The sequence below is a fragment of the Kineosporia babensis genome, assembly GCF_021129305.1.
Classification (GTDB): domain Bacteria; phylum Actinomycetota; class Actinomycetes; order Actinomycetales; family Kineosporiaceae; genus Kineosporia; species Kineosporia babensis.
Genome location: NZ_JAJOMB010000015.1, coordinates 115,405 through 131,288, shown reverse-complemented (window position 1 = coordinate 131,288; position 15,884 = coordinate 115,405). Strand labels below are relative to the sequence as shown.

13 protein-coding genes are annotated in these 15,884 nt (G+C 70.9%); 8 read left to right on the top strand and 5 right to left on the bottom strand.

Annotated features, from left to right (window positions below; genetic code table 11):
- Positions 1 to 7 precede the first annotated feature (7 nt).
- A complete protein-coding gene (locus LR394_RS25260) occupies positions 8 to 490 on the top strand; it encodes a GNAT family N-acetyltransferase (RefSeq protein ID WP_407937122.1) in 483 nt (160 codons plus the stop codon).
- Here LR394_RS25260 and hemQ read toward each other — a convergent pair.
- Together hemQ and hemG are read right to left on the bottom strand one after the other, a co-directional pair.
- Positions 474 to 1,181, bottom strand: coding sequence for a hydrogen peroxide-dependent heme synthase (hemQ, locus tag LR394_RS25255; protein WP_231446547.1), 708 nt, complete (start codon positions 1,179 to 1,181; stop codon positions 474 to 476). The genes LR394_RS25260 and hemQ overlap by 17 nt on opposite strands.
- 61 nt (positions 1,182 to 1,242) lie before the next feature.
- Positions 1,243 to 2,697 (bottom strand): protoporphyrinogen oxidase, encoded by a 1,455-nt coding sequence (gene hemG, locus LR394_RS25250; protein WP_231446545.1) that lies wholly within the window; start codon positions 2,695 to 2,697, stop codon positions 1,243 to 1,245.
- 227 nt (positions 2,698 to 2,924) lie between these two features.
- Between hemG and LR394_RS25245 the strand changes: the two genes are divergently transcribed.
- The gene (locus LR394_RS25245) at positions 2,925 to 3,833 is read left to right on the top strand and encodes a DUF4349 domain-containing protein (protein WP_231446543.1); all 909 of its coding nucleotides are present in this window, start codon (positions 2,925 to 2,927) and stop codon (positions 3,831 to 3,833) included.
- A gap of 1 nt (position 3,834) precedes the next feature.
- On the opposite strand, the gene hemE is transcribed toward LR394_RS25245, so the two are convergent.
- On the bottom strand, positions 3,835 to 4,911 hold the full coding sequence (gene hemE / locus LR394_RS25240) for a uroporphyrinogen decarboxylase (RefSeq protein WP_231446541.1): 1,077 nt from the start codon (positions 4,909 to 4,911) through the stop codon (positions 3,835 to 3,837).
- A 164-nt stretch (positions 4,912 to 5,075) separates the two neighbouring features.
- Here hemE and LR394_RS25235 point away from each other — a divergent pair, with 164 nt between their 5' ends.
- The 6 genes from LR394_RS25235 (at position 5,076) to LR394_RS25210 (ending at position 13,055) form a co-directional block, all read left to right on the top strand.
- A complete protein-coding gene (locus tag LR394_RS25235; protein ID WP_231446736.1) occupies positions 5,076 to 5,642 on the top strand; it encodes a DUF3000 domain-containing protein in 567 nt (188 codons plus the stop codon).
- Between the two features lie 140 nt (positions 5,643 to 5,782).
- Positions 5,783 to 6,382 (top strand): response regulator transcription factor, encoded by a 600-nt coding sequence (locus LR394_RS43190; protein WP_231446539.1) that lies wholly within the window; start codon positions 5,783 to 5,785, stop codon positions 6,380 to 6,382.
- Between the two features lie 400 nt (positions 6,383 to 6,782).
- On the top strand, positions 6,783 to 8,012 hold the full coding sequence (locus tag LR394_RS25225; protein ID WP_407937126.1) for an HRDC domain-containing protein: 1,230 nt from the start codon (positions 6,783 to 6,785) through the stop codon (positions 8,010 to 8,012).
- A 772-nt stretch (positions 8,013 to 8,784) separates the two neighbouring features.
- Positions 8,785 to 10,002, top strand: a complete 1,218-nt coding sequence (locus LR394_RS25220) for a thiolase family protein (RefSeq protein WP_231446535.1) — start codon at positions 8,785 to 8,787, stop codon at positions 10,000 to 10,002.
- The gene (locus LR394_RS25215; protein ID WP_231446533.1) at positions 9,999 to 12,110 is read left to right on the top strand and encodes a 3-hydroxyacyl-CoA dehydrogenase NAD-binding domain-containing protein; all 2,112 of its coding nucleotides are present in this window, start codon (positions 9,999 to 10,001) and stop codon (positions 12,108 to 12,110) included. The genes LR394_RS25220 and LR394_RS25215 overlap by 4 nt, the downstream gene beginning before the upstream one ends.
- A gap of 180 nt (positions 12,111 to 12,290) precedes the next feature.
- On the top strand, positions 12,291 to 13,055 hold the full coding sequence (locus LR394_RS25210) for a hypothetical protein (RefSeq protein ID WP_231446530.1): 765 nt from the start codon (positions 12,291 to 12,293) through the stop codon (positions 13,053 to 13,055).
- 122 nt (positions 13,056 to 13,177) lie between these two features.
- On the opposite strand, the gene dxs is transcribed toward LR394_RS25210, so the two are convergent.
- Together dxs and LR394_RS25200 are read right to left on the bottom strand one after the other, a co-directional pair.
- A complete protein-coding gene (gene dxs, locus LR394_RS25205) occupies positions 13,178 to 15,085 on the bottom strand; it encodes a 1-deoxy-D-xylulose-5-phosphate synthase (protein WP_231446528.1) in 1,908 nt (635 codons plus the stop codon).
- Between the two features lie 381 nt (positions 15,086 to 15,466).
- Complete coding sequence (locus tag LR394_RS25200; protein ID WP_231446526.1) at positions 15,467 to 15,835, bottom strand: hypothetical protein; 369 nt, start codon at positions 15,833 to 15,835, stop codon at positions 15,467 to 15,469.
- Positions 15,836 to 15,884 lie beyond the last annotated feature (49 nt).

Sequence of the window (15,884 nt, the reverse complement as noted above, 5' to 3'; positions counted from 1 at the left end):
AAAGGGCATGCCCGGGTGCCAGCATCCGGGCGTGACTCTGCATCGCGCCGCCTGGGCCGACATCGACTCCGCCACCCTGTACGCCCTGATGAAGCTGCGGGTGGACGTGTTCGTGGTGGAGCAGGAGTGCCCCTACCCTGAGCTCGACGGCCGCGACCTGGAGCCCGGCACCGAGCACCTGTGGTCCGCCGACGAGGCCGGGCCCACCGCCTACCTGCGGGTGCTGGACGACCCGGACGGCCGGCTGCGGATCGGCCGGGTCTGCACCCGCGCCGACGCCCGGGGCCGGTCGCTGGCCGGGAAGCTGATGACCGCGGTGGTGGCAGGCCTGGAGCCCGGGCGGGAGGCCGTGCTCGACGCCCAGGCTCATCTGACCGGGTGGTACGCCCGGTACGGGTTCACCGCCGGCGGGCCGGAGTACCTCGAGGACGGCATCCCGCACGTCCCGATGAACCGGCCCGCCGATCAGAGCGTCACGGCAGGGCGGTGATCAGGTCGCGCACGGCGACCCGGGGGCCGGTGAAGAACGGGACCTCTTCGCGCACGTGCCGGCGGGCCTCGGTGGCCCGGAAGTCGCGCATCAGGTCGACGATCCGGTGCAGGTCGTCGGCCTCGAAGGAGAGCAGCCACTCGTAGTCGCCCAGGGCGAACGCGGAGACCGTGTTGGCCCGCACGTCGGCGTAGCCGCGGGCCGCCTTGCCGTGGTCGATCAGCAGGTCGCGGCGCTCCTGCTCGGGCAGGATGTACCAGTCGTAGCTGCGCACGAACGGGTACAGGCAGATGTACTTGAGCGGCGCCTCGCCGGCCATGAAGGCGGGCACGTGGCCGCGGTTGAACTCGGCCGGGCGGTGGATGCCGACGTTCGACCAGACCCCGCGCAGGTGCCGGCCGAAGCCGGTGCGCAGCAGGTCCTTGTAGGCGGCCTGGAGCTGGTCGACAGTGTCGGCGTGCCACCACACCAGCACGTCGGCGTCGGCCCGCATGCCGGCCAGGTCGTAGATGCCGCGCAGCTCGACGCCGCGGCCGGGCAGGCCGGCCACGAAGGTCTCGAACTCCTCGGCCAGGCCGTCGCGGTCGTCCGGCAGCCGGCTCGCGGCGAACACCGAGTACATCGTGTACTTGATCGTGCTGTTGATCGCGTCCGCGTCGGGCGCGTGATGTCCGGTTTCAGTCTGGCTCATTCTTCGATTCTCTCGTATCCGGATCGCGGTGCGGCGGTCAGGGGTGGGGGTGTCGGACCGCTCAGGCGCTGACGCGCAGGCTGACGTCCAGGTCGTGGGCGGCCCGGGCGGCGGCGGCGATGCAGGCGGGAATCCCGACCCCGTCGAACACCGCCCCGCAGACCGCCAGGCCGGGAACCCCGGCCACAGCCTCGCGGATCCGGTGCACCCGGTCCAGGTGACCCACCTCGTACTGCGGAAGTGCGCCGCCCCAGCGCACCACCTGGGTCTCGGCCGGGCGCACGTCCCGCCCGATCAGCTCGCGCAACTCGGCCAGGGCCAGTTCGGTGAGGTCGGCGTCGTCCCGTTGCAGGGTGCTCTCCTCCCGGGCCCGGCCCAGCGACAGCCGCACGATCAGGTTGTCCTCCGGCTTCTCGTCGCTGACCCAGCGCCACTTGTTCGAGGAGAACGTGGCCGCCTTGATCTGCCGCTTCTCGATCGGCGGGATCAGCAGGCCGGTGCCGGTCAGGCCCTCCAGCTGGGCCCGGGGTACGGCCGCGGCGATCACCGCCACGCTGGCTGTCTCGATCCCGGCGAGTTTCTGCGCTGCCTGGGGCACTTCGGCGGACAGGAGGCGCGCGGCCGGGGCGGCGGGGACTGCGAGCACCACGCCGTCGGCCTCGATGTACTCCGGGCCGTTCGCCGGGCCGGTGGTCAGGCGCCAGCCGTTGGCGGTTCTCGCCAGACCCCGCACCGTTACGCCGGTACGGATCTCGCCCCCCGCCTCTTCCAGCTTCTCGGCCAGCACCAGGGGCAGCCGCCCCACTCCCCCGCGCAGTCCGGCGAACACCGGTCTCGCCGGGGCTGAGGGGGGTGGTTGCGTTCCTTCAAGCAGAGGACGTCCGGCCCGGGCTCGCTGCCACAGTTGCGGAATGGTGGCCTGCAGGGACAACCGGTCGGCGTTGCCCGCGTAAACGCCGCCCAGCAACGGCTCAACCAGACGGTCGACCACGGCGCGGCCCATCCGGAACGTCACCCAGGAGGCTACGTCGATGTCTTCGGTCAGGCGCAGGGCCTCGGTGGTGCGCTCCTGCCCGGCCCGGGCCACCTCGTCCAGGTCCAGGATCCCGGCCAGCGCGGACAACCGGGTGCGGTCTACGGGGACGCCCATCACCGTGCCGGGCGGAAGCGGGTAGAGCTTGTCGCGGGAGAGCACCGACGCCGAGGCCGCGCGCGGATGCACCACGTCCTCATCCAGCCCGAGCTCGCTGAACAACTCCACCGCCTCGGGGCGGCGGGCGAGCACCGATTCGGCGCCCAGATCGACCGTGACGTCGCCGACGTTGCCTACCCGCAGCTTGCCGCCGACCAAGGGGGAGGACTCCAGTACCAGGACCTCGGCGGACGGGCCGTGCTTCTGGGTGAGCCGCCAGGCGGCGACCAGACCGGAGATGCCACCCCCGACCACCACGAAACGACGCGGACGCGCCGTCCGGTCCCGCACGTCTACCATTTCGCCCTTAATGCCGTCAGCCACGACGACACCTTCCTCTCCTCATGCTGCCGATCCTGCCCGATCCCCCGGGGATGGTGGCCAGGGCCGAACGACCCCGGATCGGGATGCCTACTGGGTTCCCAGGACATTCAGGAGCGGATTCCGTTACCGGATCATGACCTTCGGGTCGCAACCCGCACGTCCACCCGCCCGTCGAACCCGCGGACGACTTCGCTGACGAAGATCCAACGGACTGGGGAGGGGTCGGCATGACCACACACAAGACGTTACGTGGCGGGGTGATCGCGCTCGCAGTGGGCCTGGTGTTCGCGATCGGTGGGTGCGGCGGTGCGGGGGCCTCGGACTCGGGCGGTTCGGAGGCCTCCGAAGACTCGGGAACCGCGGCTTCGGCGGAACTCAGCTCGGACGGCTCGGAGCAGGCTTCTGCCTCCGACTCCGCCGATCAGGCCGGGCGCAAGATCGACGTGGCCGAGGTGAGCCCGTCCCAGCAGATCCGCACGGCCCAGGTCACGCTGGAGGTCAAGGCGATCGGCGAGGGCTCGGCCCGGGTACGGGGCATCGCGGCCGGCGTGGGTGGGCTGGTGCAGGACGAGAACAGCACCTTCGAGGACCCGGACTCCGACGGGGGCAGCTCGGTGATCACGCTGCGGGTGCCGGTGGAGAAGCTGGACCCGGCGATCGAGCAGCTGGACGACGTGGGCCGGCGCCTGGACCTGCGCACCAGCAGCAAGGACGTGACCACCAGCATCGCCGACCTGGACAGCCGGGTGCGCAGCCAGGAGACCTCGGTGGAGCGAATGCGGGTGCTGCTGGCCGAGGCGGACTCGGTCAAGGACGTGATCGCGATCGAGTCCGAGCTCAGCACCCGGGAGGCGAACCTGGAGTCGCTGCAGGCCCAGGCCGCCGCGGTGAAGGACAAGGCCGCGCTCTCGACCCTGGTGGTCACGCTGCAACTGGCCTCGGCCGAGCCCGTCGCCGACGACGACTCCGGGTTCCTGGCCGGCCTGGGCGCGGGCTGGGACGCCCTGAAAGCCGGCACGGTCGCCGTGCTCACGGTGGTCGGGGTGCTGCTGCCGATCGGCCTGGCGCTGGCGGTGATCCTGGTACCGGCGTGGTTCGTCTACCGGCGCCTGCGCCCGGCCGCTACCAGCTCGTGACTCAGCTCTTCCCGGCGTGCACGGTGTCGACCACGAACTTGAGCTGATCGGGGTCGGCCTCCGGGGGCACTCCGTGGCCGAGGTTGAAGATGTGCCCCGGCGCTTTCGAACCGGCCTCGAGAGTCTGCCGGACCCGCTCGCCGAGCACCTCGCGGGAGGCGAAAAGCGTGGCCGGATCCAGGTTTCCCTGCACGGCGTAGTCACCGCCCAGCCGTTCGGTGGCTACGTCGAGGGGCACCCGGAAGTCGACGCCGACCACGTCGGCACCGGCCTCGCCCATGGCCGGCAGCAGTTCGCCGGTCTGCACGCCGAAGTGGATGCGGGGCACCGAAGGATCGAGGTCACGGACCGCCTGAAGTACTGCCGCAGAGGACGGCTGGACGTGGGTTCGGTAGTCGGCCAGCGGCAGGGCGCCCACCCAGGAGTCGAACAGCTGCACGGCACTGGCGCCGGCGGCCACCTGGACCCGCAGGAAGCCGGCGGAGATCTGGGCCAGCCGGTCCAGCAGGGCCCGCCACAGCTGCGGGTCGGTGTACATCAGCGCCTTGGTCTTGGTCAGGTCACGACTGGGGCCGCCCTCGACCAGGTACGAGGCCAGGGTGAAAGGAGCACCGGCGAAACCGATCAGCGGGGTGCCCCCGAGCTCGGCGGTGAGCAGGCCGACCGAGGTGGCGATGTCCTCGATCATGCCCGGCTCCAGCTCGGGGATCCGGTCCAGGTCGGCGTGGGTGCGGAACGGCTCGGCGATCACCGGGCCGACCCCTGGCCTGATGTCGAGGTCGACCCCGACCGCCTTCAGCGGGACCACGATGTCGGAGAAGAAGATGGCCGCGTCCACCCCGTAGCGACGCACCGGCTGCAGGGTGATCTCGGTGACCAGCTCGGGCCGGCGGCAGCTGTCCAGCATGGCGATGCCCGCGCGCACCTTCTTGTACTCCGGCAGCGAGCGGCCGGCCTGGCGCATGAACCAGACCGGAGTGTGCGCGGGGCTGCGCCGGCGGGCCGCGGCGAGCAGCGGTGCATCGGCGAGACGAGGGTCACGGGCGGCTACGGACAGGGCGGCGAACTCGGTGGACACGTCCCGATCCTCTCAGGTGGTGGGCTCCGCACCGCACATCTGTGCTCGGCGGGAAAGGTCGTTGGTCACACCGTGTACGCGAAATGGGTGCCCTCGGCCCCAGGATTGGGCGCGTCGTCCCCGATAGTGGCGATCCGTCACCGTACGCTGCGAACGTGGCTGCCATGAGGATGTCCGACGATGCCCCCGAGGGTTTCCTCGAAGTGGTCTCGCGGCTGCGCGAGGCCCGGCTGCGGCCGGAGGTGATCCTCGAGGAGGTGCCGGCTCCGCAGCGGATCGCGCCGTTCGCGCTGGCGCTGTCGGCGGACGTGGTGTCGGAGGACGACGAGGACCTGGCGACGGGCCGGTTCGTGCTGCTGCACGACCCGTCGGCCCCGGAACCGTGGGAGGGCACCTACCGCGTGGTGAGCTTCATCCGCGCGGCGCTGGAGAACGACCTGGCCACCGATCCGCTGATGGGACAGGTGGGCTGGGCCTGGCTGCAGGAGTCGCTCTCGGCGGCCGGTGCTGATCACGTTGCCTCCGGGGGGACGATCACCCGGGTGGTGTCCGAGTCCTTCGGTGAGCTGTCCGGCAACGCCCCGACGGTGGACATCGAGTTGCGGGCTTCCTGGACCCCGGTCAACGACGCGGTGATCCACCTGAGCGCCTGGTCGGAACTGCTGTGCACGGTCGGCGGGCTCCCACCGGTGGCGCCCGGGGTGACCGCGCTGCCACGCAAGCGCCGCTGACCGGCCACGGTTCGCCTGGTCGGGCGTCTGTCCACCACCCGCACGTGTGATCTCAAGTCGGCACTTCGTGGTGCCGACCCTCTTGGGGTGCAACCAACCCGGCTGCGACCCGGCCGGGACGACATCCCTTGGAGGCTGAGGTGACCACACTCGTGGAGCGAACAGGAGTTGCGGTGCCACGGCCGGGCCGCTTCGCCGCGATGGTCGTGGTCAACAGCCCCGCCGTGCGGGAGACCGTTGCGCACACGCTGCGGGCCATGGGCGCCCGGCACGTACTGGAGATCAACACGGTGGCCGAGGCCCGGCAGCGGGCCGCGGCCGGGATCGCTGACCTGGTGGTGGCCGAGGCCGGCCTGCCCGACGGTTCCGGTATCGCCCTGGTCCGCGAACTGCGCCAGGCCGGCTGGCAGCGCGGCATGGTGGTGGCCACCAGCGACGACCCGTACAGCGTGCGGGCAGCCGTGGGCGCCGGGATCCGCTGCTACGTGGTCTCGGCCGCCGGCACCGGGATGCCCCGGCCCTCGGCCGATCGCGGTGAGGGGGTGGACTCGCTGTCCGCCCGGGAGATCCAGGTGCTGCAGCTGGTCGCCGAGGGCAAGTCGAACAAGGACATCGGGGTGGCGCTGGGTCTGTCCGCGCTGACCGTGAAGAGCCACCTGGCCCGGATCGCGCGCAAGCTGGGCACCGGGGACCGGGCCGAGATGGTGGCCACCTCGCTGCGCTCCGGTGTGATCGCCTGAGGCATCCGGCCGGCTTCTGGCCGGCTTGATCGCGGCTTGATCGCGACTTGGCCGGTGGCTTGATTGCTGCACCGGGATCGGGTCATATGGGGACGGCAAGGTCGGGTGGATGACTGGACGAGGCGGGTCACGCCTTGGCATCGGCCCGGCGCTGTCCCGGACACAGACGCCGATCGGTGGCAGTCTGACAACGGCCGGTCCGTGCCCGGGCCGGTTCAGGACGCCCTGGTCCGCAGTCAGCAGCTCCCGAGTCGCATCGCACACTGCAACGTCACACAGCAGAACAAGCGACACCGGCAGGCGGCAGGCTACGGTGGGGTTTGTGTCGATTGACGAAGGGAGGAGCGATTCATTGACCCCGGAGAGCGCCCCGGCAGCCGGAAGCCCCGACGGCGAGCACGTGCTGGAGCGGCTTGACGCGCCGAGAGACGGTGTACCCCCGGTGGTCAGCGACGTCGCCGCCCTCCAGCAGGTCATCGATTCCTTCGCCGCCGGCAGCGGCCCGGTCGCGGTCGATGCCGAGCGGGCCTCCGGCCATCGCTACGGCCAGCGCGCCTTCCTGGTGCAGCTGCGCCGCGAGGGGGCCGGTACTGCGCTGATCGACCCGGTGGCCCTGCCCGACCTGAGCGGCCTGAACGCGGTCATCGCCGACGTGGAATGGGTGCTGCACGCCGCCTCGCAGGACCTGCCCTGCCTGTCCGAGGTGGGCCTGCGCCCCAGCCTGATCTTCGACACCGAACTCGGGGCCCGGCTGGCCGGATACCCCCGGGTGGGCCTGGCCGCGATGGTCGAGGAACTGCTCGGCCTGAGCCTGGCCAAGGAACACTCGGCCGTCGACTGGAGCACCCGCCCGCTGCCCGAGCCCTGGCTGCGCTACGCCGCGCTGGATGTGGAAGTGCTGGTCGACCTGCGCGACGCGGTCTCGGCCGAGTTGTCCCGTCAGGGCAAACTGGACTGGGCCCTGGAAGAGTTCGCCGCTGTCGCCGCCACTCCCCCGCCGGCTCCCCGTGTTGACCCCTGGCGCCGTACCTCGGGCATGCACCGGGTCCGCGATCGCCGCCGTCTGGCCGCGGTCCGCGAGCTCTGGCAGACCCGCGACGCCATCGCCCGGCAGCGCGATCTCTCCCCCGGCCGGGTACTGGGCGACGCCGCGATCATCGAGGCTGCCCTGGCCATGCCCACCGCCCTCAGCGCGCTGATCGCCCTGCCCGCGTTCAACGGCCGGGGCGCCCGCCGCTACGCCCGGCAGTGGACCGAGGCCGTGGCGAAGGCCCGCGCCCTGTCCGACGCCGACCTGCCCCCTCAGCATCTGCCCAGCGAGGGCCCGCCCCCGCCCCGGGTCTGGGCCGAACGTGACGCCGCAGCGGCCGCCCGCCTGGCGGCCTCGCGTGCGGCCATGAGCGAACTGGCCGGCCAGCTCGGCATGCCGGTGGAGAACCTGATCTCCCCCGACACCGTGCGCCGCCTCTCCTGGACGCCGCCCGCCGAGATCAACCGCGAGACGGTGCAGGCCCGGCTGGAAACCGCGGGCACGCGCCCCTGGCAGATCGCCCTGATAGCCGAAACGCTCGCCGAGACGCTGCAGACCCCCGCGCCCGACCCCAACGCGAACAAGGCCAACCCCAACTGAGGGGCCCCACGCGGGCTTTCTCACCACCGGTTCTGCCTCATCTGACCGCCGATAGCTGCGCCCGGCCATCGCTGGCCACGCCTCACCACGCGCTGGCATTTCGCGCCCCGCGGCCGGTTGTCGCACCTGGCAGCTGGTTGTCGCACCTGGAGGCCGCACCCCGCGGTCGGTTGTCGCACTTGGCGGCCGTAAGTTGCATCCGCAAGGCCTGTTATCGCCAAACTCTGCGACAATCGGCCGCCAAGTGCGACCAGCAGCCGCCAAGTGCGACATGCGCTACCACCCAAGCCGACTAGCGGCACCCCACCCCCGCACCGCCAGAGCCACACCCGGTTGCCGCACCTGGCGGTCGGTTGTCACACCTGGCGGTCGCACCCCGCGGTCGGTTGTCGCACTTGGCGGCCGTAAGTTGCATCCGCAAGGCCTGCTATCGCCAAACTCTGCGACAATCGGCCGCCAAGTGCGACCAGCAGCCGCCAGGTGCGACATGCACCGCCACCCAAGCCGGCCGGCAACCCCCAGCCCTGCCCTGCCAGCGCCACCCCACGCCCGACGCCCGGCACCCCGCACCCCGCACCCCGCACCGAACTGGACTTGCGGGCGTGAGATGCGCCACCCGTCCCCCATTGGCGCCCAGCACAGGTAGCGTGGCCCTTATCACCACAGGTAACGACCAGGTTTCGCGCCCGGCGTTACTCGCGAGTAGCATTCAGGTGACTACGCCAACGGTGGCGGCAGCTCCATCGGCCGCCCGAAGCAACGGGGAGGTCGCGTGCCCGGCACTTCGAGGGATGTCGTCTTTGTCGACGGCGTCCGGACCCCTTTCGGCAAGGCCGGTGAGAAGGGGATCTACGCCCAGACCCGCGCCGACGACCTGGTCGTACGGTGCATCCGGGAGCTGCTCAGACGGCATCCCGAGCTACCCCCGGAAAAAGTGGACGAGGTGGCGATCGCGGCCACCACGCAGACCGGCGATCAGGGGATGACGATCGGCCGGACCGCGGCGCTGCTGGCCGGGCTGCCCAAGAGCGTTCCCGGCTACGCCATCGACCGGATGTGCGCCGGCGCCATGACCGCAGTCACCACCACGGCCTCGGGCATCGCCTTCGGCGCCTACGACGTGGTGATCGCCGGTGGTGTGGAGCACATGGGGCATCACCCGATGGGCGAGGGGATGGACCCGAACCCGCGCTTCATCTCGGAGAAGATCGTCGATCCGGCCGCGCTGGTGATGGGTGAGACCGCGGAGAACCTGCACGACCGGTTCCCGCACCTGACCAAGGAACGGGCCGACGCCTACGCGGTGGCCAGCCAGGCCAAGGTGCAGGCGGCGTACCAGGCCGGGCGGATCCAGAAGGACCTGGTGCCGATGGCCACCCGCAGCGCCGAACAGGGCTGGGGCCTGGCCACCAAGGACGAGCCGCCGCGCCCGGGAACGACTCTCGAGGGCGTGGCCGCGCTGAAGACGCCGTTCCGGCCGCACGGGCGGATCACCGCCGGTAACGCCGCCGGGCTGAACGACGGCGCCACCGCCTGCCTGCTGGCCGACGCCGGGACCGCGGCCGAGCTGGGCCTGCCGGTCCGGATGCGGCTGGTGGCCTACGGTTTCAAGGGGGTCGAGCCGGAGGTGATGGGCTACGGCCCGGTCCCGGCCACCGAGAAGGCGCTGCAGTCGGCCGGTCTGAGCATCGACGACATCGGGCTGTTCGAGATCAACGAGGCCTTCGCGATCCAGGTGCTCTCGTTCCTGGACTTCTACGGCATCAAGGACGATGACCCGCGGGTCAACCCGGACGGCGGGGCGATCGCGCTCGGGCACCCGCTGGCCTCCTCCGGGGTGCGGCTGATGACCCAGCTGGCAAGGCATTTCGAGGAGCACCCGGAGGTCCGCTACGGGCTCACCACGATGTGCATCGGGCTCGGCATGGGTGGTTCGGTGATCTGGGAGAACCCGCACCACAGCGACTACGGCAAGGGGGCCGACGCGTGAGCAGTATCCGTGAGCAGGCCGAGGCGGGCCAGCCCGACGAGGTGGTCACCCGGGCGCTCTCCCGCGACATCGAGCTGCCTGGTGAGGCCGGCACCCTGGTGCTGATCACCCTGGACAACGGCCTGGACCACACCCGGCCCAGCACCTTCGGCCTGCGCGGGCTGCGCAGCCTGGAAGAAGCCCTGGACACCGCGGCCGCCCGGAAGGACATTGTCGCGGTCGCGATCACCGGCAAGCCGTTCTTCCTGGCCGCGGGCGCTGACCTGAACCTGCTCAAGGGCCAGACCAGCCGCGAGCAGGCGCTGATGGTCGGCAAGCTCGGCCACGACGTGTTCCGCAAGCTCGGTGAGCTCCCGGTACCCAGCTTCGCCTTCGTCAACGGCGCCGCGCTCGGCGGCGGCCTGGAGGTGGCGCTGCACTGCACCTACCGCACCATCTCGGGCGCGGTACCGGCGCTCGCCCTGCCGGAGTGCTTCCTCGGCCTGATCCCCGGCTGGGGCGGGACGTACCTGCTGCCCAACCTGATCGGCCCGGCCGCCGCGTTCGAGCTGATCATCAAGAACCCGCTGAGCAACAACCGGATGCTGAACGGCCCGAAGGCGTTCGAGCGGGGCATCGCCGACGCGATCTTCGAGCCGGCCGACTTCCTGGAGCAGTCGTTGTTCTGGGCCTCGGCCGTGGTGCGCGGTGAGATCGCGGTGCAGCGGCCGGCGCCGGACCGGTCCGAGGAGACCTGGAACGCAGCGGTGGCCGAGGCCAGGGCGTTCGCCGACTCCAAGATCGGGGGTGCGGCCCCGGCCCCGTACCGGGCGATCGAGCTGGTGGCCTCGGCCCGGACCGCCTCGCGGGACGAGGCTTTCGCGGCCGAGGACGAGGCGCTGGCCGACATGGCCGGCAGCCAGGAGCTGCGGGCCGGGCTGTACGCCTTCGACCTGGTGAACAAGCGGGCCAAGCGCCCGGCCGGAGCCCCGGACAAGTCACTGGCCCGCAAGGTCGGCTCGGTCGGGGTGGTCGGGGCCGGGCTGATGGCCGGTCAGCTCGCGCTGCTGTTCGTGCGGCGGCTGAAGGTCCCGGTCACGCTCACCGACCTGGACCAGGACCGGGTGGACAAGGGCGTGCGCTACGTCCACGACGAGATCGACAAGTTGCTGCTCAAGGGCCGGATCAGCGCCGACGCGGGCAACCGGCTGAAGGCGCTGGTGCGGGGCAGCACCGACAAGGCGGTCTTCGCCGACGCCGACGTGGTGATCGAGGCGGTGTTCGAGGACCTGGCGGTGAAGAAGCAGGTCTTCGCCGAGCTCGAGGCGGTGGTGCCGGAGAGCTGCATCCTGCTGACCAACACCTCCTCGCTGTCGGTCACCCAGATGGCCGCCGACCTCAAGCATCCCGAGCGGGTGGCCGGGTTCCACTTCTTCAACCCGGTGGCGGTCCTGCCGCTGGTCGAGGTGGTCCGGGCGCAGCAGACCGACGAGGCCACCCTGGCTACCGTCTTCCAGCTCGGCAAGGCCCTGAAGAAGACCTGCGTGCTGGCCGCGGACGCCCCCGCGTTCGTGGTGAACCGGCTGCTCACCCGGGTGATGGGCGAGGTGGTCACGACCGTCGACGAGGGCAGCGACCTGCACGTGGCCGACGACGCGCTGGGCCCCCTGGGCCTGCCGATGTCGCCGTTCCTGCTGCTGAACCTGGTCGGCCCGGCGATCGCCCTGCACGTGGCCGAGACCCTGCACGCCGCCTACCCGGACCGGTTCGCGGTCTCGGAGAACCTGGGCCGGCTGGTGGCCGCGGGCAAGCCGGCGATCTGGTCGTACGACGAGGCCGGCAAGCCCTTCGTGGACGCCGACACGGCCGCGCTGTTCCAGGTCGGGGACAAGGTCTCGAGCAGTGAGGAGATCCGCGAGCGCACCCTGACCGCGCTCACCCAGGAGATCGGGCTGATGCTCGAGGAGGGTGTGGTCCAGGCCCCGCAGGACATCGACCTGTGCATGATCATGGGCGCGGGCTGGCCGTTCCATCTCGGCGGCATCACCCCGTACCTGGATCGCGAGGGGTACAGCGAGCGCGTCCTGGGTAAGCGATTCCTGCCGCCTGGAGAGTCCACGCTCCCCTGACGGTAAGTAATAAGTCGGCGCTGCCAGTGAGAGTGCACCCGTCGTCCGGGTACTGAGCGTTCACGATTGGGCCTCAGACCCCCGGTTCCGGACGTCGGGTGCACTCTCCGCGTTTACGGTGGGCGCATGCCCGACGGGACCGGAAGCGGCGAAACTGCCCTGCGTCGTTGTGTTCTTGCTGTGAGCGTTCTGCACGACATCGACGTGGTGCCATCCGAGCAAGGGGTACTGGTACCCGACGCCGACGGCGCCTTGGTCGCCTGGGCGGACATCCGTCAGGTGGTGGGGACGGCGGACCCCGAGGGGGCGACCGCCCGCCACCGGGTGACGATCTTGCTGCGGCTGCACCGGATGATCAGCGAGCTCGGCGACGAGGCGATCACCTGTTTCCGCGAGGCGCTGCGGCTGATCGCTCTGCCGCCCGGTCACGTGGACAACCTCGGCGCGGACTGGGTGATCCAGCGGCTGCCAGGGGGCGCGCTGGAGCTGGGGTACGGCGTTTACGGGCTCCTGGACGAGCCGGACCGTTGCGTACCTCTACCTCCATCCGTTGCGGCGCGAGTAGCTGTGCGCGGGCACGAGTCCTGGGCCGCGATGCGTGAATACACCGAGCGCATGGGCGCATTGGCGGCCGCACGGCTGAACCGGGACGGACGCGAGGGGGTGATCCGGCCGGTCGGGGGCTGCGATGTCCTCTCCCTGCTGACTTCTCGCACGCTGCGTAAGCATCTGGCCGAGGGGGACGGGGTTGGGATGCGCGCCGTGGCTTCTCCCACCCGTCAGCGCGCCTGGTACGACCTCCGGCACATCGACCCCGGATTTGTGCAGACGGCCTGGCATCTCACCGACGAGGCGGATCGCGGTCTGGAGATCCCGCTTCTGGTGACGGTGGACGAGGTTGCCGTCCCCCGGCAGAGCGCGCAGCGGGGTAAGGGCACTTCTTAAGAGCACAATACGAAACGGGTGTGGTCACCTTCTCGGTGACTACACCCGTTTTTCGTGTGGTTGGCTCCTACCGCACTGGCGCGGTGGGCACCTGGGGGCGCACTCCGTCCCCCATTGTTGTTCTAGGCGCGGGGAACGTCTTCCAGGGCGAATTCCGCCTGGCGGGAGAAGTGCTCGACGACCTCGCGGGAGACTTCCTGCGCGGTGAGCCCGATCTGCTCCAGGACCTGGGCGCGGCTGGCGTGGTCGAGGAACTGCTGCGGGATTCCGAAGCCGCGCACCGCGGTCGGGACCCGCAACGCGGACAGCGTGGCCGCGACGTGGGTGGCGACCCCGCCGGCCACCCCGCCGTCCTCCACCACCACGACCAGCTGGTGCCGGGCAGCCAGCTCGGGAAGGGCCTCGTTGACCGGCAGCACCCAGCGCGGGTCGACCACGGTGACCCCGATGCCCTGCTGGTTCAGCCCCTCGGCGACGGCCAGGCCCAGCCCGGTCATCGAGCCGACCGCCACCACCAGCACGTCCTCGCTGCCCTCGCGATGCACCACGTCCATGCCGTTGACCTGCTCGACGGCCGGCACCTCGGCCGCCACCTGGCCCTTCTGGAAGCGCAGCACGGTCGGGCCGTCCTCCACCGCGACCGCCTCGCGCAGCAGCTCGCGCAGCCGCACCGCGTCGCGCGGGGCGGCGATCCGGATGCCGGGCACCAGGCCGAGCAGCGACAGGTCCCACATGCCGTTGTGGCTGGCGCCGTCGTCACCGGTGACCCCGGCCCGGTCCAGGACGAAGGTGACGCCCTCGCGGTGCAGCGCCACGTCCATCAGGACCTGGTCGAAGGCCCGGTTGATGAAGGTGGCGTAGACCGCGACCACCGGATGCAGGCCGCCGTGGGCCATCCCGGCCGCGCTGGTCACCGCGTGCTGCTCGGCGATCCCGACGTCGAACACCCGGTCCGGGTAGCGCTCGGCGAAGCGGTGCAGGCCGACCGGGATCAGCATGGCCGCGGTGATCCCGACCACGTCGGGCCGCTCGTCGGCGATCCGGACGATCTCCTCGGCGAAGACGCTGGTCCACTTCTGGCCGCCGCTGCCCGAGGACACGGCCTTGCCGGTCTCCGGGTCGATCACGCCGATCGCGTGGAACTGGTCGGCCTGGTCGTTGCGGGCCGGCGCGTAGCCGCGGCCCTTCTCGGTGATCGCGTGCACGATCACCGGCCCGCCGAACGACTTGGCCCGGCCCAGGGCGAACTCCATCGCCTCCAGGTCGTGCCCGTCGACCGGGCCCACGTACTTGATCCCCAGGTCCTCGAACAGGCCCTGCGGGGCGACGATGTCCTTGATCCCCTTCTTCATCCCGTGCAGGGTGCCGTAGGCCAGCCGGCCCGGCGTGCCCCCGCGCTGCAGCACCGACTTGCCCAGGTCGAGGGCCTTCTCGTAGCTGTTCAGGGTGCGCAGGGTGGCCAGCCGCTCGGACAGGCCGCCGATCGTGGGGGCGTAGGAACGCTCGTTGTCGTTCACCACGATGACCAGGTTGCGCTCCTGGCCGACCGCGATGTTGTTGATCGCCTCCCAGGTCATCCCGCCGGTCAGCGCGCCGTCGCCGACGACCGCCACCACGTGCCGGTCGCCCCGGCCGGTCAGCTGGTTGGCCTTGGCCAGGCCGTCGGCCCAGGACAGCGAGGAGGAGGCGTGGCTGCTCTCGACGATGTCGTGCTCGGACTCGGCCCGGGAGGGGTAGCCGGACAGGCCGCCCTGCTGCTTCAGCGCGGTGAAGTCCTGCCGGCCGGTGAGCAGCTTGTGCACGTAGCACTGGTGGCCGGTGTCGAAGACGATCTGGTCGTGCGGGGACTGGAACACCCGGTGCACGGCCATGGTCAGCTCGACCACCCCGAGGTTGGGGCCGAGGTGACCGCCGGTGCGCGAGACCTCCCGGACCAGGAACTCCCGGATCTGCTGCGCCAGGTCGCTCAGCTGCGCCGCGTCGAGCAGTCGAAGGTCGTCCGGGCCATGGATGTCCGTCAGCGCCACCATCGACTACGCATCTCCCTAGCTGCCGTGAAAAATCCCGTGGACGGGCCGATCCGCCGCGGGCGGGAACCGTCGTCCGAACCACGATTCTAGGGTCGCCGCCGCAGGCCGCGCTCCGAACCCGGCCCGTAATGGATTAGATCCTCGAATCTTTCGTAATTCGAGCAGATCACCAGTGAACGGTACTCGACGCAAAGTAATCGGCGAAAGCCTTACGTCGGCGTAATCCACCCCCTTCTCCCTCCCCCTCTCCCTCCCCTCTCCCTCCCCCTCCCCTTCTCACCGGCCCTGGTCGCATTCACCAGCCCTGGTCGCAGTAGTCGCAGCTTTTTGGTGCAACTACTGCGACCACGGCTGGTGAACCTGGGGGGGTGGGGGTGGGGGTCAGAGGCGGGGGATGTGGCGTTCGCCGCGGAGGGCGCGGGCGACGAGTTCCACGCCCCGGTGAGCAGCCATCAGACGAGCCTGCTCGTGCTCGACCGCCTGGATCATCTCCTCCAGGGCGGGCGGGGGCAGATCGCGGCTGAGGTCGGTGCGGATCCGGCCGAGGCCCTTGGCCAGCGCCTGCCGCTGGGCCCCGACGTGCTGGTAGGCGAGCCAGGCCAGCCCCAGGGCCTGCCTGCGCAGCACCGGGTAGGCCCGGAAGTCGGGCGGGCAGAGGTCGAGGAGCCAGGCCGAGGCGGACTGCTCCCACTCGGGGGCGCCGGGCGGCCGCACGGCGTCGGGCCAGCCGGGTGGCAGGGGTTCACTCACTTCAGCAGACAATCACGAAGCCGGCCGCCGGGCTGTGACCGGGCGGTCG